The sequence below is a fragment of the Bacteroides sp. PHL 2737 genome, assembly GCF_004115325.2.
Taxonomy (GTDB): domain Bacteria; phylum Bacteroidota; class Bacteroidia; order Bacteroidales; family Bacteroidaceae; genus Bacteroides; species Bacteroides hominis.
Map to the genome: position 1 here is coordinate 2,484,913 of NZ_CP040630.1, position 24,051 is coordinate 2,508,963.

At 49.0% G+C, this 24,051-nt stretch carries 28 protein-coding genes; 8 read left to right on the plus strand and 20 right to left on the minus strand.

Annotated elements, in window-relative coordinates; genetic code table 11:
* Positions 1-13: 13 nt before the first annotated feature.
* The 4 genes from DBK98_RS10065 to DBK98_RS10080 form a co-directional block, all read right to left on the minus strand.
* Positions 14-322: a DUF3853 family protein gene (locus DBK98_RS10065; protein WP_004292949.1), complete on the minus strand. Its 309-nt coding sequence runs from the start codon at positions 320-322 to the stop codon at positions 14-16.
* Between the two features lie 223 nt (positions 323-545).
* Positions 546-1,583 (minus strand): hypothetical protein, encoded by a 1,038-nt coding sequence (locus DBK98_RS10070; RefSeq protein WP_004292950.1) that lies wholly within the window; start codon positions 1,581-1,583, stop codon positions 546-548.
* A 5-nt stretch (positions 1,584-1,588) separates the two neighbouring features.
* A complete protein-coding gene (locus DBK98_RS10075; RefSeq protein ID WP_004292951.1) occupies positions 1,589-2,887 on the minus strand; it encodes a YhcG family protein in 1,299 nt (432 codons plus the stop codon).
* A gap of 67 nt (positions 2,888-2,954) precedes the next feature.
* Positions 2,955-4,238, minus strand: a complete 1,284-nt coding sequence (locus DBK98_RS10080) for a site-specific integrase (RefSeq protein ID WP_004292952.1) — start codon at positions 4,236-4,238, stop codon at positions 2,955-2,957.
* A gap of 444 nt (positions 4,239-4,682) precedes the next feature.
* Here DBK98_RS10080 and DBK98_RS10085 point away from each other — a divergent pair, with 444 nt between their 5' ends.
* Positions 4,683-5,912: a site-specific integrase gene (locus DBK98_RS10085; protein WP_032543320.1), complete on the plus strand. Its 1,230-nt coding sequence runs from the start codon at positions 4,683-4,685 to the stop codon at positions 5,910-5,912.
* A gap of 8 nt (positions 5,913-5,920) precedes the next feature.
* Here the strand turns inward: DBK98_RS10085 and DBK98_RS10090 are convergent, their stop codons facing one another.
* A complete protein-coding gene (locus DBK98_RS10090) occupies positions 5,921-6,166 on the minus strand; it encodes a hypothetical protein (RefSeq protein ID WP_156127625.1) in 246 nt (81 codons plus the stop codon).
* A gap of 415 nt (positions 6,167-6,581) precedes the next feature.
* Here DBK98_RS10090 and DBK98_RS10095 point away from each other — a divergent pair, with 415 nt between their 5' ends.
* Genes DBK98_RS10095 through DBK98_RS10110 form a run of 4 tightly spaced genes read left to right on the plus strand, consistent with a single transcriptional unit; the run spans position 6,582 to position 8,125 of the window.
* Positions 6,582-7,115 carry an antirestriction protein ArdA gene (locus tag DBK98_RS10095; RefSeq protein ID WP_032543319.1) on the plus strand — a complete coding sequence of 178 codons (534 nt, stop codon included), beginning with the start codon at positions 6,582-6,584 and terminating at the stop codon, positions 7,113-7,115.
* A 56-nt stretch (positions 7,116-7,171) separates the two neighbouring features.
* Positions 7,172-7,384, plus strand: a complete 213-nt coding sequence (locus DBK98_RS10100) for a hypothetical protein (RefSeq protein ID WP_032543318.1) — start codon at positions 7,172-7,174, stop codon at positions 7,382-7,384.
* 25 nt (positions 7,385-7,409) lie between these two features.
* Positions 7,410-7,631 carry a DUF3873 domain-containing protein gene (locus DBK98_RS10105; RefSeq protein WP_004329651.1) on the plus strand — a complete coding sequence of 74 codons (222 nt, stop codon included), beginning with the start codon at positions 7,410-7,412 and terminating at the stop codon, positions 7,629-7,631.
* Positions 7,632-7,642: 11 nt separating this feature from the next.
* Positions 7,643-8,125, plus strand: coding sequence for a hypothetical protein (locus DBK98_RS10110; RefSeq protein WP_032543317.1), 483 nt, complete (start codon positions 7,643-7,645; stop codon positions 8,123-8,125).
* Between the two features lie 219 nt (positions 8,126-8,344).
* On the opposite strand, the gene DBK98_RS10115 is transcribed toward DBK98_RS10110, so the two are convergent.
* The 15 genes from DBK98_RS10115 to DBK98_RS10185 all read right to left on the minus strand — a co-directional run bounded on the left by DBK98_RS10115 (position 8,345) and on the right by DBK98_RS10185 (position 19,768).
* Positions 8,345-8,665, minus strand: a complete 321-nt coding sequence (locus tag DBK98_RS10115) for a hypothetical protein (RefSeq protein ID WP_032543316.1) — start codon at positions 8,663-8,665, stop codon at positions 8,345-8,347.
* A gap of 6 nt (positions 8,666-8,671) precedes the next feature.
* Positions 8,672-9,136: a DUF3872 domain-containing protein gene (locus tag DBK98_RS10120; protein WP_032543315.1), complete on the minus strand. Its 465-nt coding sequence runs from the start codon at positions 9,134-9,136 to the stop codon at positions 8,672-8,674.
* A 13-nt stretch (positions 9,137-9,149) separates the two neighbouring features.
* On the minus strand, positions 9,150-9,731 hold the full coding sequence (locus DBK98_RS10125; RefSeq protein ID WP_032543314.1) for a conjugal transfer protein TraO: 582 nt from the start codon (positions 9,729-9,731) through the stop codon (positions 9,150-9,152).
* A 3-nt stretch (positions 9,732-9,734) separates the two neighbouring features.
* Entirely contained in the window at positions 9,735-10,670 is a 936-nt protein-coding gene (gene traN / locus DBK98_RS10130) for a conjugative transposon protein TraN (RefSeq protein WP_032543313.1), read from the minus strand.
* A gap of 29 nt (positions 10,671-10,699) precedes the next feature.
* Entirely contained in the window at positions 10,700-12,022 is a 1,323-nt protein-coding gene (traM, locus tag DBK98_RS10135) for a conjugative transposon protein TraM (protein ID WP_032543312.1), read from the minus strand.
* A complete protein-coding gene (locus tag DBK98_RS10140) occupies positions 12,000-12,296 on the minus strand; it encodes a TraL conjugative transposon family protein (protein ID WP_032543311.1) in 297 nt (98 codons plus the stop codon). The genes traM and DBK98_RS10140 overlap by 23 nt, the downstream gene beginning before the upstream one ends.
* A gap of 4 nt (positions 12,297-12,300) precedes the next feature.
* On the minus strand, positions 12,301-12,924 hold the full coding sequence (gene traK, locus DBK98_RS10145) for a conjugative transposon protein TraK (protein WP_032543310.1): 624 nt from the start codon (positions 12,922-12,924) through the stop codon (positions 12,301-12,303).
* A gap of 20 nt (positions 12,925-12,944) precedes the next feature.
* The gene (traJ, locus tag DBK98_RS10150) at positions 12,945-13,940 is read right to left on the minus strand and encodes a conjugative transposon protein TraJ (protein WP_080720286.1); all 996 of its coding nucleotides are present in this window, start codon (positions 13,938-13,940) and stop codon (positions 12,945-12,947) included.
* Between the two features lie 19 nt (positions 13,941-13,959).
* The gene (locus DBK98_RS10155) at positions 13,960-14,586 is read right to left on the minus strand and encodes a DUF4141 domain-containing protein (RefSeq protein ID WP_032543308.1); all 627 of its coding nucleotides are present in this window, start codon (positions 14,584-14,586) and stop codon (positions 13,960-13,962) included.
* An 11-nt stretch (positions 14,587-14,597) separates the two neighbouring features.
* Entirely contained in the window at positions 14,598-17,111 is a 2,514-nt protein-coding gene (locus tag DBK98_RS10160) for a TraG family conjugative transposon ATPase (protein ID WP_032543307.1), read from the minus strand.
* Entirely contained in the window at positions 17,108-17,443 is a 336-nt protein-coding gene (locus DBK98_RS10165; protein ID WP_009291848.1) for a DUF4133 domain-containing protein, read from the minus strand. Before DBK98_RS10165 ends, DBK98_RS10160 begins: the two co-directional genes overlap by 4 nt.
* A gap of 10 nt (positions 17,444-17,453) precedes the next feature.
* Positions 17,454-17,750 (minus strand): DUF4134 domain-containing protein, encoded by a 297-nt coding sequence (locus tag DBK98_RS10170; protein ID WP_004309970.1) that lies wholly within the window; start codon positions 17,748-17,750, stop codon positions 17,454-17,456.
* 173 nt (positions 17,751-17,923) lie between these two features.
* On the minus strand, positions 17,924-18,553 hold the full coding sequence (locus DBK98_RS10175; protein ID WP_032543306.1) for a hypothetical protein: 630 nt from the start codon (positions 18,551-18,553) through the stop codon (positions 17,924-17,926).
* Between the two features lie 2 nt (positions 18,554-18,555).
* The gene (locus tag DBK98_RS10180; RefSeq protein ID WP_032543305.1) at positions 18,556-18,984 is read right to left on the minus strand and encodes a DUF3408 domain-containing protein; all 429 of its coding nucleotides are present in this window, start codon (positions 18,982-18,984) and stop codon (positions 18,556-18,558) included.
* A 1-nt stretch (position 18,985) separates the two neighbouring features.
* Positions 18,986-19,768, minus strand: coding sequence for a ParA family protein (locus tag DBK98_RS10185; protein ID WP_032543341.1), 783 nt, complete (start codon positions 19,766-19,768; stop codon positions 18,986-18,988).
* A gap of 572 nt (positions 19,769-20,340) precedes the next feature.
* Here DBK98_RS10185 and mobA point away from each other — a divergent pair.
* From mobA to mobC, 3 genes are read left to right on the plus strand one after another with little or no spacing between them, the layout of a single operon-like run.
* Positions 20,341-20,763, plus strand: a complete 423-nt coding sequence (gene mobA, locus DBK98_RS10190; protein WP_032543304.1) for a conjugal transfer protein MobA — start codon at positions 20,341-20,343, stop codon at positions 20,761-20,763.
* The gene (mobB, locus tag DBK98_RS10195; protein ID WP_032543303.1) at positions 20,748-22,016 is read left to right on the plus strand and encodes a conjugal transfer protein MobB; all 1,269 of its coding nucleotides are present in this window, start codon (positions 20,748-20,750) and stop codon (positions 22,014-22,016) included. Before mobA ends, mobB begins: the two co-directional genes overlap by 16 nt.
* Positions 22,017-22,033: 17 nt before the next feature.
* A complete protein-coding gene (gene mobC, locus DBK98_RS10200; RefSeq protein ID WP_032543302.1) occupies positions 22,034-24,043 on the plus strand; it encodes a conjugal transfer protein MobC in 2,010 nt (669 codons plus the stop codon).
* Positions 24,044-24,051: the final 8 nt, after the last annotated feature.

A 24,051-nucleotide genomic window follows, 5' to 3' on the forward strand; every position in this document is an offset into this window, starting at 1 on the left:
AGTACACCTCCCGTTATTTTCGTCCTCCGGTTTTCTTTCCAGCCAGTTCAAGGGCAAGTTCCGCATCCACGATAATCTTGCGCCCTATTTGCGTAATGGCTTTGTCTATCTTTCCGCTTTTCTTTATACGGTTGGCGGTAGGCAGACTGCACCCGAACAATTTGGCAATGCCAAGTATTCCGTACACATACTTTCTTTCTGTGTCCGTAACGGGCTGTGGCTGCGCTTCCGTTTGGTTGGAAGCGTACTTGCTTAGAAATATGAACTCTTCGCCTGTCATCTGCCAGACGGGTTTTAATAATAACTCTTGAAGATTTGTCATCGTCCAATCTATTTAGTCGTTAAACAATCAGCCCTGCGCACTGGCTGTTATTTCTGTTCTCGAACGATGCAAAATTAGGTATGGCTGTAAGTGGTAAGGATGTGGATAATACAAATGGGATACTGCGCTATCTCATTAAATATCAGACAATAAAAATACCACTCAAAAATTAATTTGAGTGGTAAAAGTGGTAATTTCGTAGAATGTCAGGTTATATCACGAATTATCCGAATATGCTTTCCATTTCCTTTGCGAATTTCTGGTTGCTGTCACTCGGAAAATCGGAAACAGGTTCTTTGTATTTCGACCTGTAATAGCTCTCGTCAATATCCAACAATTTTAATATTTGGCTTCTCCATTCATCCCTGTATTGCTTGGATAGTTTCTCGCTCATCAGGAATATCAGGTAACACACCCGTATCTTTTCCCTTGCCTTGATTTTTAGTTTATTCTTGCAGGGGTACAGGTTTATATTGGCATAGAAATCCGCTATGGTAATGGCTTCGAACTGTTCCCCGACACAGGTTTCATGAATGGGCGAAAGCTGCTTCATGTCAAAATATTCATGTTGTCCCTCCGGGCTATTCTGTACTTCTTCTTGTTCGTTTTGCTTGACTGGTTCATCCTGCTGTTTTTCTTCCCTATCATTAGGAAGGTACTTTTTTAGGACTTCCATAAAAAGAAGACTTAGGCGGTAAACATTGCCGGAAAGGTTTTCTATATATTGAAAAGCCTCTTTCCTGTCTTGCTTTTGCAGTTCATAAAGTTTATCCAATTCTTTCTTTTCCTTGTCGTATTCAGCCTTGCAGCGTTCATATTCCTTTTCTGCCTGTATTTCTTCTTCGTCCGTATGCTCCCGAAAACCAATGAAATCATATCTGTGGTATGCGTCATTCAAAGGCTCGTGCAACTTGGTGGTAATCTCCAACTGGTCTTTAATTGCAGAATTATGCCTGTCTGCGTAGTGAAAACACACACGCTTTATGACGTCATCATTCAGCGGTTTTGTTTCATAAGCCCGTATATTTTTTTCTATTTCGATTTTCAGACTATTGAGAATCAATGTGTATTGTTCTTTCTGCTTGTCAAGTACCAGTTCAAGGATAGCGGCTTCAAAAGCCTTTGTATCATTGTGCTGCCTGTAAAAGTCGGTGATGAATTTCTGCTTGTCAAAAGAAAAAGCATAATTGGTTACCCAATCATTATATATTCTATTGAGTTCTCCATATTGGGGAATCAGTTTGTTTATTTCTCCTGCCATAGACTTCAATTTTGGGGATTATTGTCCTTGTCAAGGAAAGATGCCAGTTCTTCTTCCACCTCTTCCACACTTGGCAAAGCTGATTTCAAGTTTTCGGGTATAGCCTTGCTCAGTTGATAATCGCTGATGCCTATCGGTTGGTCGTAGCCTGTCAATGCGTATTGTGCTACCACCTCATCTTTTCCTTTGCACAGCAACAGCCCGATAGTCTTGTTGTCATTTTTTCCCCTCAGTTTGTCATCCACCACATTGATGTAGAAATTCAGTTGCCCTGCATACTCCGGTTTGAATGGAGTAGCTTTCAGTTCTACAACAATGTATGCGTGTAGCGGAATAGAATATAGAATCAAGTCGGCAAAGAAATCACTGTTACCTATTTGAAAATGCTTCTGCCGGGCGACAAAGGCAAAACCATTGCCCATTTCCAACAAATAACGGGTAACGTGCTTTACCAGCTGCTCTTCTATGTCCCTTTCGTCTGCCTTTTCTTTCGCTCCAGCCAAATCGAAGATGTACGGGTCTTTCAATAGGTAATTGGCAAGGTCGCTTTGTGGTGCTGGAAGTGTGGCTGTGAAATTGTTTACCTTGTTGTTGTTGATTTGTCTGTTATATAGGTTGTTTTCAATTTGCATTTTCAGCACATTGCTACTCCAGCCCATTTCTACAGCCTGTTTCATATACCAATATCCTATGCCTAACGGTAACGAACCGTTAAGTATGACCATTTGGCTTGCCCAGTTTATTTTGGCAACAGGGGATTTCAGGAAAACTTTTTCTATTTCCCTAATCTCCATCCTGTAAATGGCAGAAACTGTTTTCTCCACATCCTGAATTTGCGCAGGAACTTCCTGCGTAATTTCTAAAGATTGACAATCAGCGGATTGTATTTGCGCAGTAAGTTCCTGCGTAAATTGTCCGTTGTTCAGTTTCAATACTTCATCTGTAACATTCTGTATGCTTGGAACAGACAGCCTTGTGTCTGTATCAATGAAACTTCGTAGCACGTTCAACGGATATGACCGTGCAAATTGGCACATATAAGTAAGGTTACGCTCCGAATAACCTTTCTTTTCGGGGTAATTGAACCGGATAGCCTTTGCCAGTTGCTTGATGATTTTGCTTCCCCAGCCTTGCAAGTTCTGATGATACAGGATATAGTTGCCCATTTTCCAGTAATGGAACAGCATTTGCGCATTGGCTGCGGCAATCAGCCGGACTTGCGCCTGTTCTATTTCCGAACCGACGGCATGAACAAATGCGTCAAAGTCCGTTCTTCCTATATGATATTCTCTGTTATTTTCCATTCTAATGTTTATTGTTGTCGCAAATATAATTCAAATAGCTGATAATCTATGAAACTGATTGATACTTTTATAGTTGGTTAAACTTGTTCATGGCATTTGCCTTAATATCATCCGCTATGTCAATATAGGGTTTCATGGCTTTATAGTCACTGTGCCCCGTCCATTTCATCACGACTTGTGCCGGAATACCGAGAGCCAGCGCATTACAGATGAATGTTCTTCTTCCTGCATGGGTGGTTAATAATGCGTATTTCGGGGTGACTTCATCTATACGTTCATTTCCTTTATAATATGTTTCCCGTACAGGCTCGTTGATTTCAGCCAGTTCCCCCAGTTCTTTCAGATAATCATTCATCTTCTGATTGCTGATAACAGGCAGTGCCATGTGGTTTTCAAAATGGACTTCCTTGTATTTTTCGAGTATGGTTTTACTGTGGTCGTTCAGTTCAATTATCAGGCTGTCTGCCGTTTTGACTGTGGTAACTTCGATGTGGTCGGGTTTCACATCGCTTCTTTTCAGATTACGAACATCTGAATATCGCAGGCTTGTGAAGCAACAGAACAGAAAAACATCCCTGACACGTTCCAGATATTGTTTGTCTTTCGGTATCCGATAATCTTTCAGCCTGTTCAATTCGTCCCAAGTCAGGAATATCACCTTTTTAGAGGTGGTTTTCAATTTGGGCTTGAAAGTGTCGTATGCAATATTCTGATGATGCCCTTTCTTGAAGCTCCAGCGCAGAAACCATTTGAGGAATCCCATCTGTTTGCCGATGGTGCTGTTCCTCATATCCTTTTTGTCACGCAGGAAATTTACATACTCGTTCAAGCCGAACTCGTTGAAGTATTCAAAGGTTACATCTTCCTTGAACTCTTTGAGGTGGTTTTTCACTGCTGAGAATTTCTCGTAGGTGGATGCCGTCCAGTTATTCTGATTGCCACACTCCTTTACAAACTCATCGAATACTTCCCAAAAACTTATTTGTGTTTCTTCCTGCTGCTCTTCGCTGGTGTCTTTCATCCGCAGGTTGAACGCATCCTTTAGCTGTTGGGTGGTCGGTATGGTTTCCTGTACCTCAAACTCCTTGAACACGTTTTGAATCTCGGCATAATATTTCAGCAAGTCCGCATTGATTTCGGATGCGCTTTGTTTTAGTTTGTTGGTGCATCCGTTCTTTACCCGTTGTTTGTCGGCATCCCATTTGGCTACGTCAATCCGGTAGCCTGTTGTAAACTCGATGCGTTGGCTTGCGTATATGACACGCATACGGATGGGTACGTTCTCTACGATTGGCACACCGTTCTTTTTCCGGCTTTCCAATGCAAAAATGATGTTACGTTTGATATTCATAATTGGGTGCGTTTGAAATTCTACACCCAAATATACACCCAATATTTGGAATAGCAAAAGATATTCAGAAAGATTTAGATTTACTCTGCGCTTTAGATAGTATATGATTATCAGTGATTTGCAATTTTATGATATTTCTTGAAAGCATAGGTTCGAGAGCCTGTCTCTCCGCTGAACGTGCTGGACAGAAATGGTCAGCAAACGGACAAAAAGCTACAAATCAATGATTTGTGGCTTTTTTTATTGCCCGAAAGTCCTGCTTCCAAGACTTCAAAAGTACGGTAAAAGACAAAGTTTCGTTACTAAATCGTTACCTATTCCCTGCCGGACAAAAACGGTAACGATTTGTCCTTAAATGACCTGATAATGACTTGATTAGTCCATAGTCTGCATAACTCGAAAACGAGAGGTAAAAATTAATTTTGCAACTAAAAAAAGTGAGTTATGAAATCGACATTCAAGGTTCTTTTTTATTTGAAGAAAGGTTCTGAAAAGAAAAACGGCGAGGTTATGATTATGGCACGCATCACCATAGACGGCAAACTTTGCCAGTTCAGTACGAAACAGAGCATTCAGCCTGACAACTGGAACACGGCTGCGGGCAAAGCCAAAGGCAGGGATGCCGGGAGGATAAACGCCCTTTTGGACGACATACGTTCTTCCCTGAATACCATTTACCACGAAATGCAGCGGCGTGACAACTACGTGACCGCCGAGAAAGTGAAGAACGAGTTCTTGGGACACAGCGAGAGCCACGAAACAATCCTTACCCTGTTCCAAAAGCACAATGACGATGTGAAGCAGCTTGTGGGCATATCCAAGACGATAGCGACCTACCGCAAGTATGAAGTGACCCGCCGCCACCTTGCTGAATTTATCCGCAGCAAGTACAACGTATCGGACATATCCATAAAGGAGATTACCCCGATGTTCATTACCGATTTTGAGTTGTATTTGCGTACCGCCTGCAAGTGCGGCTACAACACCACCGCCAAGTTCATGCAGTTCTTCAAGCGTATCATCATCATCGCCCGTAACAACGGCATACTGGTGGGTGACCCTTTCGCCAGCTACAAAATCCGGCTGGAAAAAGTGGACAGGGGTTATCTGACAGAGGACGAGATAAAAATCATCCTTAAAAAGAAAATGGTTTCCGAACGGCTGGAACACGTCAGGGACTTGTTCGTCTTTTCCTGTTTCTGCGGTCTGGCTTACAGCGATGTCGCCAACTTGCGGCAGGAGAATATCCAAAAGTCCTTTGACGGCAACCTTTGGATAATCACCAAGCGGCAAAAGACGAATACGGACGTGAATGTCCCCCTGCTGGATATTCCCAAGATGATTTTGAAGAAGTACAAGGGCAAGTTGCCGGACGGCAAGATACTTCCCGTAATCAGCAATCAGAAGCTAAACGCCTACTTGAAAGAGATTGCCGATATTTGCGGTATTAAAAAGAACCTGACATTTCACCTCGCCCGACACACGTTCGCAACGACCACCACGCTGTCAAAAGGTGTACCCATTGAAACGGTGTCCAAGATGCTGGGACACACCAATATCGAAACGACCCAAATTTACGCCCGCATCACCAACAGCAAGATAGGCAGCGATATGCAAGGGCTTGACAAGAAATTTATCGGCATCGAAAAGATTTACAAGGAAGTCGCCATGTGAGTTTTTAGTTACCTATATACCGTTGGTAACAGAACAGGTAACGATTTCGGTAACGAAATTCCACCTAACAAACTATATCCCAATAAAGTACATTCTTTCACCTTGCGGGCAGTCCACCGACTACCCGCATTTTTTATATCTTTTTCCAACTGGCACATTCCCCGAAACGCCAGCCGTGCGTGGCATGGCTGACTGTATTCCGTGAAAGAGCCGTTGGAAACCCGCACAAGCGTACCGCAAGGTAAACTTGCCATACCCTTGCCTTTCCCGCCCGCATGGAGTGTTCCCTAAAGGATGAAAGAGAACAGGCCTTTTCCCCAGTTTCCCTATCTGTAAATCTTCCTCTTACGCAGTCCCCCAGCCAGGACAGTCGTTTTAATCATTTCAATAGGCAAAGGTAGTTACGTGTTCTTCACGATTTTGCAAGGTCGAGCCGTTCCGGTTTGGCGAAAAAATCTTCCCTGCTCTGCGAGGTATTTTTTGCCCAAAAACTTGCAAACTCTAAACACTACCCTTTTACGCCTATGTGAAACGAAAACGACCGACCCGACCGGAAGACGCATAAAAAAAAGTCGGATTTACGGGAAACAGGAAAAAAGTTCAGTGAAACTTCAACTCCCTCACCTCTCAAATCCGCATAAAATTAAAAACTTAAAAAATTACAGGAATATGGAAGCAACGACATTATCAGCAGCAAGCGTTTATGTAGGCACTTACGCCAAGTATAACAACGGTTCATTGTTCGGGGCATGGCTCGACCTTTCGGACTATTCGGACAAGGAAGAGTTTTACGAAGCCTGCCGGGAACTTCACAAGGACGAGGAAGATGCGGAATACATGTTTCAGGACTGGGAGAACGTGCCGGAGGGCTTAATCGGCGAAAGCTGGATTTCTGAAAATTTCTTTTCCCTGCGTGATGCGGTGGAGGATTTGAGCGACACCGAGCAGGAAGCCTTTTTCGTGTGGTGCAACTATAAAAGCCATGATTTGGGCGAGGAAGATGCGGACGACCTTGTACGTGATTTCCGGGACGAGTATCTGGGTCAATATGACGATGAAGAAGATTTCGCCTATGAAATTATCGAGGAATGCTACGACCTGCCGGAGTTCGCAAAGACCTATTTCGATTACAAACAGTTCGCCCGTGACCTTTTTATGTGCGATTACTGGTTTGATGACGGTTTTGTGTTCCGTGCGGCATAACCAAATACTAATCCGGGCGGGGTGTCAAAGCCCTGCCCGTTAAAAACAACCAAGCGATGAAACGGAAAAGCATTTATAAAATCCTTTGGCGGGTGTTGCTGCTCTGCCTTGCATGGCGGTTTACCAGCGTAGCCGGAGCAAGCACGGTGATAACGGCGTATATCGTGTTTTGTGCCGCCCGTTTCCTGCTCCGGGTCTGCCTTTCAGCTCTTTATGCGCTGGGCATGGCTCTGCTTTTCCTGCTGTTGCTTTCTTTACTGATATTATAACGACCATTAAAAAAAATAGAACATCATGCAGTCACTTAACAAAAACGGGGTAAGCATCACCCAAACACCGGGAGAAGAAAAGTTCGTGAAATGCTGTTTAGGGGCTTTCAGGGGACAAATTTATTATCAATATGACTACCGCCACACGGACGGCGAACTTTTCAGCACGGTAGCCAAAACGCTGGACGAGTGCCGCCGCAGGCGTGACGAATGGGTAGCGAAGAAGAACGGAGTAATAAACAAGTAAATTTTAGGGACATGAAAACAACAGAAGTAAACAAGGAGTTTATCGGCAGGCGTTGCGAGTGCATTTTTAAGGGCTTAATGGTAACGGGCGTTATCGAGGGCATCCAAGACGACCAGCATTCCATAGCGGTCAAAGTCCGTTTCGACCACCCGCACCAGTGGGGCGATGATTTGTATAATGATGTGTGGGTGTGGGGGTGCAAAACTGACGAGTTCGGCACGCTGCATCATTTGCAACTGCTGGCAGATAAGCCGGACTTTCAGATAATGACGGTAGTTTTCGGCGAGCCAATCAGCCGGATAGACCGCAGTGTTTTTGAAGATGTGGAAACGTGGGGCGTCTGTTCCCTGCAAGGCTGGGTAAACAGCTATGAAAGTGTCCGGTTTGTAGCCATAGACGACCATACGGCAATCATCACGGGCGAATATAACATGGAGCAGGTAAAGGTGTGGTTAGAGAGATACACGCCCATAAAGAGCCTTAAAACCAGTTGATAGAGAACGGCGGCAAGTTGCCGCCGCCACTTTCTTTCGTGAGTGCCGGAAAATAAAGTGGTAAAGAAACCCGCCCTGTTCCCTAACATGAAAAGTCCACCCGCCGAACTATCAGCGGGTGGACTGCCATAACATACGCATTGCGTATCATTCCCTATTTGGTGTCCCCTGTCTATCGTTGCTTTTCACGTATATATGCAACCGATAAGGAAATAAAACCTATAAATCTTCATGTTGGAAGAATTTTACACCAAGTATGCACACGGTTTCTTCTTCCTCGATGTCATATTTCCATGTCCGCTTAGTGACAAGCATTTCCGTGTCGCAATCGAACCATACCATTACGGGCGCATCATCTTCTTCGTCCGCCCATTTGAAAACCTGATTGGACGGTATTTTCCACAATTCAGCACTGTCACGTTCGGAAATGCAGTCCTTATCCACTATGATGATGTCACCTACTGCCGGAACTGTATCTGTTTCCAACGTGGTTTCTATGTACCACGAGATACCTTCTATATCCAATTCTATTTTTACCATGTCATTTTATTGTTTAGGAGTTATCGTTTCCGTTTCTTCCTTGCTGTTGTCATTATTGAACGATAGCGAAAGTTGCTGCATCTGCCCGAAGCTGTCGATGATATAAATGTCAATCGTCTGCTGGTCTGTCGATGCCGAGGTGTAATAGAGCCTGAACGTTTCTTTCTCCAGCGGGTAAAGGTCATTGGGCAAGAACACCGTGCCGTTATCCATTTCCAGCTTTCCTTTGCCGTCCGGCTGGAAATACCTTATCTGATAGGCAGTCGGCTGATAGTAGCCCTCACGCACCAGTCGGCAGCGTATCTCGGCGGTTTCCCCGACTTTCAGTCTTTTGGGTACTGGCAGCGTTTCGATGCTGAACGGGTACGCCTGCTGAATATCCAAGTTGTCATTACAGGCGGTGACAAGCACGAGGGCGGCCACGATGTAGCAGCCCATGATGATTTTATACATTACATTCTTCATATACATTGTTATATAGCGGTCAGTTGATAATGAATTTCAGTCCCAAAGATACTTGCGTGTGGAACTTGCCGATGTCCGAGCCGAACAACGCCCGTTCCCTTGCGTTCAGTAGCAGAGCCACCCGGTCGGTCAGGTAGGCTTCCAGTTCCAGCGTCAGCGCACCGCCGTAAATGAAGCAGTCCTTATCCAGCAGCGTGGAGCCGTCCGGCAAGAGCTTTTCGCTTCGGCTGCTTGTTTCATACCCGGCGAGTGCCGACAGTCCCAGCGACAGGAAAAAGATCTTTCGCCTGTCCGATAGGAATTTCAGGTAGTAGCCGCCCTCTGCGGTGAACTGTTCTACGGGTATCTGCATATCCTCGTAGTCATACTTCTTGTGCAAGTATTCCCCGCCAATCACCCAGCGGTTGGCGTTCTTGGTGTAAACGCTGTACGCCGCCCCGATATGGTAGGCGAAATCCGTATTGGCGTTCCAATGCACCCCGTCCGCCATGCCCGCCGTGACCTGCAAGCCTTTCATGCCCGGCAGGTATCTTTGTGCGTGTGCCTGATTGAAATGCAGGCACAGCGCAAAGAGCATCATTATAAAGATGTGTCTTTTCATTCCCTATTTGATTTTTAGTTCGTCAATCACTTCTGCGTTCACGATGTCGGCGTTCTCCACCCGTATGGTCTGATGCCGCCCGCCGTTCTTCTCGTAGAGTTCCACCAGTAGCAGCTTATCGTCAGGAATGGTGAACTTCGGCAGGGCGTACACCGTGCGCACGGTTGATTTCCCGGCAATTTCTATCACCTCGTTGTAGCTGCGTACCGCATCCAGCACCGTTTCCTGAATAGCCGTGCGCTTCGGCACTTTCTTATCTACTATCTTAAACTTGATGAAATCGGTATCGAAAGGCACGTTGGAACTGTTCTTCGTCTGCGTGTGCACGTAGAGCATCCCGTTATAGGTATAAATGCCCTTGATTAAGAACTGTATGCCGAAACGCTTGCTACCCAAGTGGCGCACTTTCCGGTCATTGTTCTTGTAGATGCTCTGCATTATCAGTTTCACTAATAGCGGGCTTTCATTACCTAATTCCCGGAAATAGATGTTCATGCGGGTATGCGAAAAGTCGCTGGTGTCCTCGTTCTCCAAGAAGTCTTTCATTTCGATATTGAGCATTTCCGGCTCATGGGCGTACTTGGCGTTGAACGAAAAGAAACTGCCGTCCTCGCAGATAACGGAGAAGTTCGTTTCTCCCGGAAAGCCCTCTGTCGTGGCTTTCACCCTGATAACATTTTCCGCACCGTCTGCCTTTCCCGCTATGATGTGGTTGCTTCCCAAATCCACGTAGCGGACGGCGGCGGGGAAGATGATGTGTACCGTCTTGGCAAAGGTCACTTCCACGCCGTAGGGCGTAACCATTTGGCGATACGGGAGTTTCCGGGTAATCCCCCGGTACAAGTCGTTGCCAGCCGCATACTTCACGGTGTCAGCAGTTTGTGCGTTTGCCGCACACACGCCCAGCAAGAGGGCGAACATTACAAAAATCTGTTTCATCGTTAATTGAAATTTTAGTGGTTAAATAATTATTGTTGTTTGGCGTAAAGCATCACCCTGTACCCGGCTTTTAGCTTCACTTTCACGGTTCGGAACTTCTTGGCAAGATAACCGGACGTTCCTTGCAGCAAGCCCCTTGTCACGTCCATAGCCACCTGCTGCCCGGCACTCCGTGCAAAGGAAATGCTTGTACCCAGTCCGCTTCCGATATTCGCCATAGCTTCGTTGAACGCTTCCTGCTCCATAGAGGACGGTACGGACAGCCCCTTTTGCCCGTCCGTGTCGAACACGGCGAGTTCCACCGGGATGATGTTGCCAGCGTACTCAATCGAGGACACCAGTATGTCGAGCCGTTCGCCCTGCACCTTTGCCGTCCCCGCCACAAGGGTATTCTTCGGCACAATAATGTTTCCCGCCTGCATGGGTTCAAGCAGCCGTAGTTTCACCGCCTGCCCGTCCACCAGCGTTTGGTCTTGGTGGATGCAGGCGGCTACCGTGTTCTTTCCCATAGCGTACCCCGTGCTTACCGCCGTGTTGAAGCCGTAGTTTCGTGGCTGGCTGTAAGCCCGGATGAAGTCGGCATCGCTCACGGGCTGCTGCAATCCCGATACGGTCGTTTCCCGGATTGCCTGCACGGGCTGGGCTTGCGGCATTTGGGTGACAGTCCCGGCAACAGGCACTTGTGCCGTTTGCCCGTTCTGCCCGCCGTCATTCATGTACTTTGCCGCCAGTTCGTAGGACTTTTCCAAGAGTGCCATTTGGTCGTCAGCCGTAGGCGTGGCGTTCTGCTGTTGTTGCAGTCGGTCTGTCAGTTCCGCCACCTGCCGCTTCAAGTCCTCTTTTTCCTCGTCCACCGCCGGGGTTTCGTAGAACGTGCTTAACTGGCGGTTGATGTCCCGGTAAGCCGCCCGTGAAGAAGCACCGCCGCCCCTTTGGGGCTTCGCATCTTCTTCCGGCATCAAGTCGATTTCCGCTTGCGGTTCTTCCGTTTCATCGTCCAGCGTGAAACCGAAGTCCTGCAAGGATTGTATCTTGTCCTGCTGTTTGCGGTTCAGCATCGCCTGCTCGTATGCCTTTTGCTTGTCGGCTATAATCCCGTCCTCTGCGGGCAGGGGTATGTCGGCGTTGAAGCCGCCCACGCTCTCCACATTCACGTCCTCTTTGCCGGAGGGGGCGAATATCAGGTACATGCACCCGGCAAAGGCAAGGAACATCAGCGGGAAGACTATCATTTTCCTGCGCTGCTGCACCTGCTGCGGGGTAAGTTCCCGTTTGGGTTTATCTTCCTTTTTCGGCTTCCCGTCCGTCTGCGGTACGGTAGTTCCGTTCTCATTCTTCTGTACTTCTTCCATATTCCGGTCTGTTTAAGGGGGTGATACTGTTGATTGTGTCATTGCCTTGCAATGGCAGTTGTTTGATATGTTCTATTTGCAGCCGCCTGCCGTCCCGTTTCCCGATGTTGTAGATTGATGAAACGGTGATGTAGATAGACAAGCCGCCGAAAAAGAAGAACATCACGAGGATAACCGCCAGCCTTTTGCCCGGCGTAATCCGTCCGCACATCCGGCGCAGGCGGTCGTCCGCCCAGTCCCGCACCTTTTCGATGTAGTTTCGTTTTCTCTCCATAAGGCTATCTCTTAATGGTCTGTAAATCCTTGTTCTCGGTAATGGTGAACGCTTCGATGATGAAGCCGTGCGGGTTGTTGTCGCTCCGTGTGGCGTTGAGTAGGCGGCACGAAGTCACAAGGCTTCGCACCGTCAGGCTGCTTTCCCGGACAATCAACTGGCGGGCATACGTGTTCACCTTGTAGGGGTACTGGTCGAAGTCGCACTTCACGCTGTCAATCTCCACCGTCTGCGTGACGTTTCCGGAAATCACCCGGTTATAATACCCCTTTTCCGCCAAGTCCTTGTAATAGTTGAAAGCGGTCTTGTCGGCAAGGAACAGCGAGCGTTTGATGTTGCTTTCGATAGCCCCCTTTTCGGGTGAGAGCGTGAAGAAAAGCTCATGAAAACGCCGCACGTGCGATTTTGCTTCCACGGGTCTGTTCTGTGCCATGTCCTGCGAGAGTGCCAGCATCAGGCTTTTGCCGTTGTCGAGGACGTATATCTTCTGCCGCTGCTTTTCGGCGAAGCTGTACGAGTTCCACACGGCAAAGCCCGTCACCAATGCGCACAGGCAGATGAATATCAGCGCAAAGAGCCTGATTTGCCGGAAACTCGTTTCTATGTTCGTTAATGACTTAAATTCCATATACTAAATTTTGATGTTGGTTATTTGAGTAGTTTCCCGGTTACTTTCCCGCTTGCCGCACCGACCGCAGCCCCGGCGATTGACCCGGCCCGTGCCACGTTGCGGTTATAGGCAGACGTGCCGCCAGCCGACACTATCCAGCTTGCCACCGTTGGAATGGTGAAGTAACCCACGATGCCGATTATCATAAAGATTACATACACGGTGCTGCTCCCGTCAGGAATGAAATTCGGGTCTGAAAGTTCCTGAATGTCCTTTTGGAGCATCAGCGTTTGTATGCGTGCCAGCACGCTGCTGAACAAGTCGGACACGGGCAACCACAGGTAAATGGAGATATAGCGTGCAATCCACTGGGTCAGCGTGCTTTGGAAACCGTCATAGACGGAAATCGCAAACGCCAGCGGACCCAGTATGCTTAACACGATTAGGAAGAACGTGCGCAGCGTGTCGATAATCAGCCCCGCCGCCTGAAAGAGCATTTCCAGCAATTCCCTGAACCAGTCCCGAACAGACTTCTTGATATTGTAAGCCGCCCTGTCCATGTACATTCCGGTCATAGTCACCATGTCGGAGGGCGACCAGCCCAGTTCTTCCAGTTGTCGGTCAAATTCCTCGTCCGATGCGAGGTAAGCCGTTTCGGGGCTTCGCATCAGGGCTTCATATTCCAGTCGGTCTTTCTGCGCCCGGTATTCGTTCATGTCGAAAGTCTGCGTTTCCATAAGCTGGTTGCACCCTTTCACCACTGGCGACAGCACCGTGTTGATAGTGCCCAGCACGAAAGTTGGGAAAAACATGATGCACAGCCCCAGCGCAAAGGGACGCAGGAGCGGGTACACGTCTATGGGTTCGGCACGTGCGAGCGACTGCCACACTTTGGCGGCTACATAGAACAAAGCTCCCAGCCCGGCTATCCCTTTGGCTACCCTCGTCATGTTGCTGCACAAGGGCATCATTTCATCGTACAGCACCCGCAACACTTGGTGCAGGTTGTCAAAATCCACCGCTGCTAATAACATAGGCATACCGATTTATATGTTACCAGTAGCGTTCATCCGCCGAGCCGTAGAGAGCCAGCACCCGGTCGGTGTCGTTCTTCTTCTTCGCCCGCAGGTAGGACACGGATATGTTCTTTCGGGTGTAGTAGTTCACGAGGTTGCGGTAGTTGAGCAGGCTTTTATAGGCGTTGTTGATTACCGCCAGCCTTTCGGCATCCGTCAGCGACATGCCCGTCACGTTCACTACATTCTTCAAGTCCTGCAACACGTCCGCACTTTCGGAGAGCAGCTTGGCGTACCCGGCTGAAATGGCGGTGAGTTCATCCGGCGTGTAGTTCGGGTCTGCCAGCATGTTCTGGTAGTTGCGCACGTAGATTTCGGATATTTCCGCCACCAGTTCAATGGACTTCTTCACCTTGATGCCGCCTTTGACAACATCGTGTACCGCTTTGAGCGCATCGTAATAGACTTTTCCCTGCTGGAAAATCTTCTGCGCTTCCATGAAGCCGTCCAGCGTGTTCTTGGCTGTGGTGGAGGTCTGCACTATCTGCTTGGTGGTGTTGATGATACCCTGTGCCAAGTTACCGGGGTCTGACACCACCCACTGGGCGGATGCCTTGCCGATGAAGCAAAGGCATACCGCCATAAGGAGAATTGTTCTTTTCATGTTCCTGATTTTTAAGTTGTTGATGATTGGGGATTACGTTTGCTTTCTGCAAGCCGTTTGATAGCCAGTTCAAGGTTGCCGCCCAGCTTGTCGGCAAGTGCGAACAGTTCCATTTTCTCGCTTTCCTCTGTCGTGAAGGTGTAATATTCTTCCAATGAAACTTCTGTGGCATATACCGCCGACTGCGTGCCGCCCAGCGAGAAGAAAACTTCCTTGTACTTCCGTCCGGGGTGGTTTGCCATGTTGATAGACAATATTTGCGAACGCTCCTTGTCGGTCAGTCCCAAGAGGTTCTGTATGCTGTCGAACTTGTTGAGATATTTTCTTTGGTCTAACAGTATTTTGCAGTCCGAGTTATTGATGATACTCTCTTTCACTATGGGTGAGGAAATAATATCTTCCACTTCCTGCGTTACCACAATCGCTTCCCCGAAATACTTTCGGACGGTTTTGTACAAATATTTTATATAGTCCGCCATGTTCGCCGATGCAATCGCTTTCCACGCTTCTTCAATTAGTATTAACTTCCTTATTCCCTTTAACTTACGCATCTTGTTGATGAACGCTTCCATGATGATGATAGTCGTTATCGGGAATAAAATCTTGTGTTCTTTGATATTATCCAACTCGAAGACAATGAAGCGTTTATACAGCAAATCCAGCTCCTTGTCGGAGTTCAGCAAATAGTCATACTCGCCACCCTTGTAATAGGGTTCAAGCACGTTCAGGAAGTTGTCGATGTCAAAATCCTTTTCCCTGACGTTCTTCTGTTCAAGCTGTCGGCGGTAATTATTACGGATAAATTCGTAAAATGTATTGAAGCAGGGCGTTACCGAACGGTCTTTGCCTATCAACTCGATATAGGCACTTACCGCATTGGACAACGCCACTTCTTCCGACCGCTTGGGGGCTTCATCATCCCGCTTCCACAGGGTGAGTATAAGGGTCTTGATACTCTCTTTCTTCTCTATGTCGAATACCCCGTCCTCGACATAGAACGGGTTGAACGCTATCGGGTTCTCGTTGGTGTAGGTGAAATAAATCCCGTCCTCGCCGTGCGTGCGGTTGTGGATAAGCTGGGACAGCCCCAAGTAGCTGTTACCCGTATCTACCAGCAGCACGTGCGCACCCTGCTCGTAATACTGACGCACCATGTGGTTGGTAAAGAAAGACTTACCCGACCCGCTCGGCCCAAGTATGAACTTGTTTCTGTTGGTCGTGATGCCTTTCTTCATGGGCAAATCCGATATGTCGATATGCAGCGGGCGACCGCTCACCCTGTCCACCATTTTGATGCCGAACGGGGAAAGCGAACTCTTGTAGTTCGTTTCTTCCACGAACAGGCAGAGAGCCTGCCCCAAGAACGTGTAGAAACTTTCCTCTGCGGGGAAGTCCGCTTCATTTCCGGGTATGCCCGCCCAAAAGAGCGTGGGCGTATCGACCGTGTTGTGGCGTGGCTTGCACTCCATTAGCGCAAGCTGGCTTCCTACATCGTTGCGTATGCGTTTGAGTTCTTCCCGGTCGTCACTCCATGCCATGACGTTGCAGTGGCAGCGTACCGAGATAAGCCCCTTGCTGTGCGCTTCGTTCAGGTACTCGTCTATCCATTCCTTGTTCACTTGGTTGGCACGGGAATAACGGGAGAGCGATTGCATATTCCGGGCGGTCTGCTCGAAGTTCTTCAGATTTTCGGCGTGGTCGTCTATGAAGATGAACTGGTTATAGACGTGGTTACACGACAACAGCACGCCCACCGGGGCGGCGAATGACAGTCGGCAGTCGCTCCGGTCAGTGGACAGCTTCTCAAATCGGCAGTCCGTCCCGACCTTGCCCGGCAAATCTTCCACGTCCGAAAGCGTGTGCAGGCACAGTATGTCGTCCCCGACACGCATTTCTTCCGGGTACAGCCCGATGTCTTTCAGGCAGGTGGTGTCGGTTTGCGAGAGCGAGAAGTATTTCTCGATGATGCCCGCCTTTCCGTCCTGCCCGGTGATTTCCGGGGCGGTCAGCCGGGTAAGGGTGACAAAACCGCTGTCGTTCATAATCCTTTCAAACTGACCGACCGCCTCGATGAACTTTGCCGCTGCTTCCTTGTCGGCTATCTCCTGCGGTACAATCCTGCCCCGGCAGAGGGTGGAGAAGTCGCTCTGTCGGCGGCTTCTCTCCCTTGTCGTCTTTGTCAGGAACAGGTAGCAGTAATGGTTCAGGAACGGTCGTTCATTGAAGTGCCGTTCAAAGGAGCGGCTTAAAAAACTAAGTTCGTCCCTTTCCGTGTCGGGCTGGTAGTTCTCCTTGATGAAGAAGTCCTGCTTGTGTACTATGGAGTAGTCGGGCAGCACCTTGATTGCCTTGTACCATGCCGAATGTATGGCTTCGTACTCGGCACTGGTGACGGTGAACAGTTCGGGCAGTTCCACCCTGAAAGCCACCGTTATATCGGCATCCTTTGAAATGATGCAGCCGTTCTCCACCGCCAAAAGTGGAAATTTCCTTTCCAGCGTGGTAGCCTTTAATGTATTCCTCATGTTCTTTCTTCCTTTCTTCTTTTGTAGGTGAATAATCGGGGTAACGCCTTTCGGCTGATAATGAAGCGTGGGTGTCTTTTGCGTGCGGCAGCTTTCATCAGCCCGTGCGTGCCGTACCGTGCGTTGAGCCGGAACGTCTGCCACACGAGCAGCAGCGAAGCCGACACGATGAAACCGATACATAGCCACTGGTTCACGCCTGCCATGAACAGGACGATGAACACCACGAAGACGGCGAGCAAGCCGCCGCAAAAGATAAATAGGTACTGGCTTTTTAACCCCTTGAACTCCACGGGCTTCCCGATACCCCTGTTTACCGGATATTCAGACATAGCCGCCGCTTTAGAGGAAGAACGAACGCAGGATAGTGGCGGCTACGATAAGGAAGATGCACGCCCCGAACCAACTGGCGGCGGTCTTTGAGGTGTCGGGGTCGCCGCTCGAAAACTTGTTATATACTTTTACCCCGCCAATCAAGCCGCAGACCGCCCCGATTGCGTACACCAGTTTTGTTCCGGGGTCGAAATACCCGGTGATTAGGTTCGTGGCTTCAGTGATGCCCGCCTGCCCGTTCCCTTGTGCGTAGGCACTTACCGCAGCGGCAAGGATAGCCGCCGACAAGAAGATTTTCTTTCTCATTGTGATTTGTTTTTTAATGCCGGGGTAGCGGGTGGATAGTCCGCTGCCACCCGGCGGATGAATAACTTGAAATTTTAGTGGTCGGGAACACTCCCGTTTGTCTGTTTGGTTTTCAGGTTGCCAATCAACCGTAGTCACGCTGTTTCATGCTGTCAGGCTTATACATTATTATATTATAGGAAATCGTTCATGTCGAACGCTTCGTGTTCCTTGCTTGCATCGCCAGCTTCGGCAGGGACAGCAGCCGCAGCCAGTTCCGCTTCGTTGCGTCCCAGCAGTTCCGCCACCTTTTCCAGCCCGCCGTTGATGTTCTCCACCACCGCATCGTAGAGGTTCGTTCCCTCAATCCTTGCCAGTGTCCCGGCGGCTTGCCGCTGTTCCGTTTCGGTGGGGTTGTCGGCGTTCGCCGTGCGTACCGCATCGCCCAGTTCGTCAAAGCTCACGCCCGTAGCCCGCCCGGTATCATCGTCACCGTACATGTACCCGGCTATTTCCTCGTCCTCGTAATCGGGTTCGTCATTCTCGTAACCGGGCGTTTCTTCCGGCAGTCCGTCAGCCTGCGGCGCAAAAATAGTATCATTTTCAGCCGTTTGCGGGAGGTGTCCCGATTTGTCCTGCGCTGTCTGAATTTGTCCGCCCTTGTATCGGCTTTCACCTATCAGCGTGTAGCCTGAAACCCCGTTTCGTGGAAACGGCGCATCATCCGTTCTGCCCGGTGATGTCCGGCTGTCCGTGTAGCGATACCAAATCCATAGGGCGATATAGTACACCAAAAGCCCGGTAAGTATGCAATAGATTACCATAGTCAGACAGGCTTTTGGAAGTGACTTTCATACAGGGTGTTTATCTCGTCTTGGTACTGCTCGAAGTGGCGCAGCAGAATGTTCTCCACGTAGCTGCTTACCGTCACCTTTCGCCCGCCTATCACCGTCACGATACGCATCAGCTTCTCGTGCGTGGTGCGGCTCACGTACAAGGGCTGTCGGTCTGCCAGTTCCACTTTCTGAAAGTAGGTTTCCCGGTAGTCGCCCGAACCGCCCTTGCGCTTGCGGTTTGTCGTTTTCTCCACCCGCACCGTTTCCGTCTGCTGTTCCTCTTGGGTAACTTGTGATGCAAGATTGGTATGTGGTGCATCATTCGGTTTATTATCTTCTTTACTGGGAACACCCTGCGAGATAAGCTCTTTCATGAAATCCTCGTCTATCTTCGGCATCCCGCCGCTTTGCTTTGCCATATCATTTTAATTTGATGTAGTACACTATTTCGTTTATCAGTTCTTCCAAGTTGCTTCCCCTTACCAGCGGGCGGCTGGCGGGAAAGAGCGTGGAGCGGAACACCGCTTTCTTATCCGCTACCAGTTCCTTTTTGTAGCGTTTGGTGTCGGGGATAAAGGTTTTCATCAGCGGCAGTTCCAGTTCCTTAATGGTCTTGTCGTAGGCTGTGTAAAGGTCTGTTTTCTCCCGCCCGTCCACCATGTTCCAAAAGAGGTACAGCCCGGCAAGTCGGCAGGCTTCATTCTTCACTAATAGCTTTTGGATAGCCATTGCGAACGACAGGCTGCTTTCCAGCACCACCTTGTCGGCTGAAATCGGGGTGAAAATGTAGTCCATGCCCGCAAGGGAGTTTATCACGCCCTCGCTGTTCACCGTGCCGGGCAGGTCGAAAAACACTATATCCGGCACATGTCCGGCGGCTATATATTCATCAGCCGTGACTATCGCCTTTTCGGGTGAACTGCACAGCACTGGGTAGGCTTTCTTCCCCAGCCGGGTGAACTGTTCATACGCCATGCGCTTGTAATCTTCATCCGCCCCGACCTGCTCGGCATCCCGCTTTCGCATCCCGGCAATGGAGTGTTGGGGGTAGTCGCAATCCACCACCGCCACATCGTAGCCTTTGAGGTAGTAGAGGTAACTCGCCGCCAGCACGGTAAAGGTGGTTTTGCCGACCCCGCCCTTTTGGGTGGAAAAGGCGACATAAAGGGGTGTTTTCTCGTTTTCCATATCGCTTTCTTTCATTATTGGTTGATAGATTTGTTTATTGCTTTCAATCATTCTGTCTTTCATTCTTTCAATATTGCCGTCTTGAAATATTGAAAGATTGTTTTATTTCAATCTTGTTTTCCGGCTTTCATTCTTTCTTGAAAATTGAAATCCTGCAATCATGTTTTCTTGAAATCATGCTTTCAATCACTCTTTCCTGATTGGAATATTTCTTTCAATCTTGCTTTCAATCTTGAAATCCGATGCAAAAAAAAGGAGAAAAAACATCCCCTGAAAACCTTGTCCCGATTTGTCCTGCGCTGTCCCAATTTGTCCACCAACCGCCTATTTTACAGCATTATAAATCACCGTTACTTTGCAGCGGAGTAACGAACCGCAAGGGGCAGAGGTGTAAAACTGGCTGGTGAACGGCTGGGCTTACCGCTTCACGCTAACCCCAATCCGTCCGTGACGGATTTCGATTTTCGTCAGAAAATAGCAAGGTGTGTTTTGTATGCTACAAAACCGTTTTCCGTGCCTGAAAACGCCTTGCCCCTTGCGGGGGTAAAAATCACTCCGAAGTCGTAATTTTTTTAATCCAAAGAAGCATGGAAACAAGAAAACCTAACAAGGGCGGTCGCCCCGCCCTCGCAGACCCGGCGAAGCATCGCCATGTCCTTTACCTGAACGCCCGGGAGAACGCCCGCTTCCTCTCGCAGTGGGAGCAGTCGGGCGTCACGAGCAAGTCCCGTTTCATCACCGCCCGGCTGTTCGGCGAGCCGTTCCGGGTGGTGAAAGTGGACAAATCGGCGGTCGAGTATTGCGCCCGGCTGACCGAATTTTATGCACAATTCAGAGCCGTAGCGGTCAATTACAACCAAGTGGTAAAGGCGTTGCACAGCAACTTTTCGGAGAAAAAGGCACTGGCTTTTCTCTATAAATTGGAGAAAGCGACCACCGAACTGGCGGCACTGAACCGCCAAGTTATTGCATTAACCAATGAATGCAAGGAACTATGGTTGCCAAAATGAGCACGGGCGGCAATATGTTCGGCGCATTGGCGTACAACCAAAACAAGGTGGACAGCGGGGAAGCAAAGGTGCTTTTCTCCAACCGGATGCTGTTAAGCGAGGACGGGAATTTCTCTATCGGCGAGTGTATGCGCAGCTTTGAAATGCAGATGCCCGTCCAGCTATCCACCAAGAAGCCGATACTTCATATTTCCATAAACCCGCACCCGGAAGACGTGCTGACCGACCAGCAGCTTTCCGACATCGCACGGGAGTATATGCGGAAGTTGGGCTATGGCGACCAGCCCTATTTGGTGTACAAGCATACCGACATCGACCGCCACCACATCCACATCGTGGGGTTGCGGGTGGACGAGAACGGCAGACCGCTGAATGACAAGTTCGAGCATCGGCGCAGCAAGCAAATTACCCGTGAACTGGAAAAGAAATACGGGCTGCACCCGGCAGAGCGAAAGGAGCGTGCCGAACGCCCGGAACTTAAAAAGGTGGACTATGCCGCCGGGGACGTGAAGCACCAAATCGGCAATACCGTGAAAGCGGCTTGCTACGGCTACCGCTTCCAGTCGTTCGGGGAGTACAAGGCTTTGCTTGCCGCTTACAACGTGTGCGCCGAGGAAGTCAAGGGTGAAGTGAACGGCAAGCCCTATCAGGGCATTGTCTATTCCGCCATGAACGACAAGGGTGAAAAGGCGGGCAACCCGGTAAAGGCTTCCCGCATCGGCAAGTCGGTGGGCGATGAAGCGGTGCGGCGCAGAATGGAGAAATCGGGTGAGGTGATTAAGGACAGGAAACTGAAAGATCGCACCCGGAAGATTGTAGCCACTGCCATGCAGACCGCCCGCAGCCGCAAGGAACTGGAACAACAGCTAAAGAAGCAGGGCATTGACGTGGTATTCCGTCAGAACGACAGCGGGCGCATCTATGGCGTTACGTTCATCGACCATGACAGCCGTGTGGTGCTGAACGGTTCACGCTTGGGCAAGGAGTATTCGGCGAACGTGTTCAACGAACGCTTTTCGGGCGAAACCGGAAAGATACACCAGCCCGAATTGTCAGCACCGCAGCAAGACCAATCCACGCATCAGGAACAGCCGGGCTTCACTCCGAAATCCGACATCGTTTCGGGCATGGCTTCCGTGCTGGGTGCTTTCGGCGGTTTGCTGGGCGGCGGTGCATCAGGCGGTGACGAGCCGCAGGACACCGCCCGCCAAAAGAGAAAGAAGAAAAAGAAGCGCACAAGGCGCATCGACTAACTTAAAAACATACAATTATGCAGCAAGAGGATGATTTGAGAGGGCTTGCAAGGGTCATGGACTTTATGCGGGCTGTCAGTATTCTATTCGTGGGAATAAACGTGTACTGGTTCTGTTACTCCACCCTGAAAGAATGGGGAGTGACGTTTGAAGTGATAGACAAGATACTGTGGAACTTCCAGCGCACCACCGGGCTGTTCTCGTCCGTCCTTTGGACGAAACTTTTTGCGGTGGTGTTCCTCGCCCTGTCGTGCATCGGCACTAAGGGCGTGAAAGAGGAAAAGATAACGTGGACGAAGATACATTGCAGCCTTGTGGCGGGTGTCGTGTTGTTTTTCCTGAACTGGTGGCTGCTGGAACTTCCGCTGCCACATACGGCGGACACTGTGTTTTATATCGCCACGCTATCGGCGGGCTATATCTGTATGCTCATGGCGGGTACATGGATGTCCCGGTTGTTGAAGAACAACCTAATGGAAGATGTCTTTAACATGGAAAATGAAAGTTTCCAGCAGGAAACAAGGCTTATCGAGAACGAGTATTCGGTAAATCTGCCTACCCGGTTCTACTATAAGAAGAAATGGAATAACGGCTGGATAAATGTTGTGAACCCGTTCCGTGCCAGCCTTGTGTTGGGTACGCCGGGCAGCGGCAAATCGTATGCAGTGGTAAATAGTTACATAAAACAGCAAATCGAGAAAGGTTTTGCGCTCTACTGCTATGATTATAAGTTTCCCGATTTATCGGAAATCGCTTATAATCACCTACTTAATCACTTGGACGGGTATAAGGTAAAGCCCAAATTCTACATTATCAATTTTGACGACCCACGCAAGAGCCACCGATGCAACCCGATAAACGCCAGTTTCATGTCGGACATTGCGGATGCCTACGAAGCAAGCTACACGATAATGCTTAACCTCAATCGAAGTTGGATAAGCAAGCAGGGCGACTTCTTCGTGGAAAGCCCGATTATTCTTTTGGCGGCTATAATTTGGTATCTCCGTATCTATCAAGGCGGTAAGTATTGCACGTTCCCCCATGCCATTGAACTGTTGAACAAGAAATACGCCGATGTTTTCACGATTTTGCGCAGTTATCCCGAACTGGAAAACTATCTTTCCCCGTTCGTGGATGCTTGGGAAAGTTCGGCAGTTGAACAGTTGCAGGGGCAGATTGCCAGTGCGAAAATCCCGCTTTCAAGGATGATAAGCCCAGCACTTTACTGGGTAATGACGGGTGATGATTTTTCACTCGACATCAACAACCCGAAAGAGCCTAAAATACTGGTTGTCGGCAACAATCCCGACCGCCAAAATATCTACTCGGCAGCACTGGGATTATATAATTCCCGTATCGTGAAGCTGATAAACAAGAAAGGTCAGCTTAAAAGTTCGGTGATAATAGACGAGTTGCCAACGATTTATTTTCGTGGGCTTGACAACCTGATTGCTACTGCCCGAAGCAACAAGGTGGCGGTTCTGCTGGGCTTTCAGGATTACAGCCAGCTTACCCGTGACTACGGGGACAAGGAAAGCCGGGTGATACAAAATACTGTGGGCAACGTGTTCAGCGGTCAGGTAGTCGGTGAAACGGCGAAAATCCTTTCCGAGCGTTTCGGTAAGGTTTTGCAGAAAAGGCAGAGCATGACAATCAACCAGCGGGAAAAATCCACCTCGATAAGCACCCAAATGGACAGCCTGATACCCGCCAGTAAAATATCCAACCTCACGCAAGGTATGTTCGTGGGGGCAGTGGCAGACAATTTCGATGAACGGATAGAGCAGAAGATTTTCCACTGTGAAATCGTGGTGGACAATGAAAAGGTGAAGCGGGAAACCGCCCGTTACGTGAAGTTGCCGCAGATAATCGACTTCACCGACAAGGACGGCAACGACCGGATGCAGGAGGAAATCCAAGCCAACCATGACCGCATCCGTCAGGAAGTGCGGCAGATAGTCGAGGACGAGATAACCCGGATTAAGAACGACCCGGAGCTATGCCACTTGATTAAAGAGGAAGAATAAATAATGAA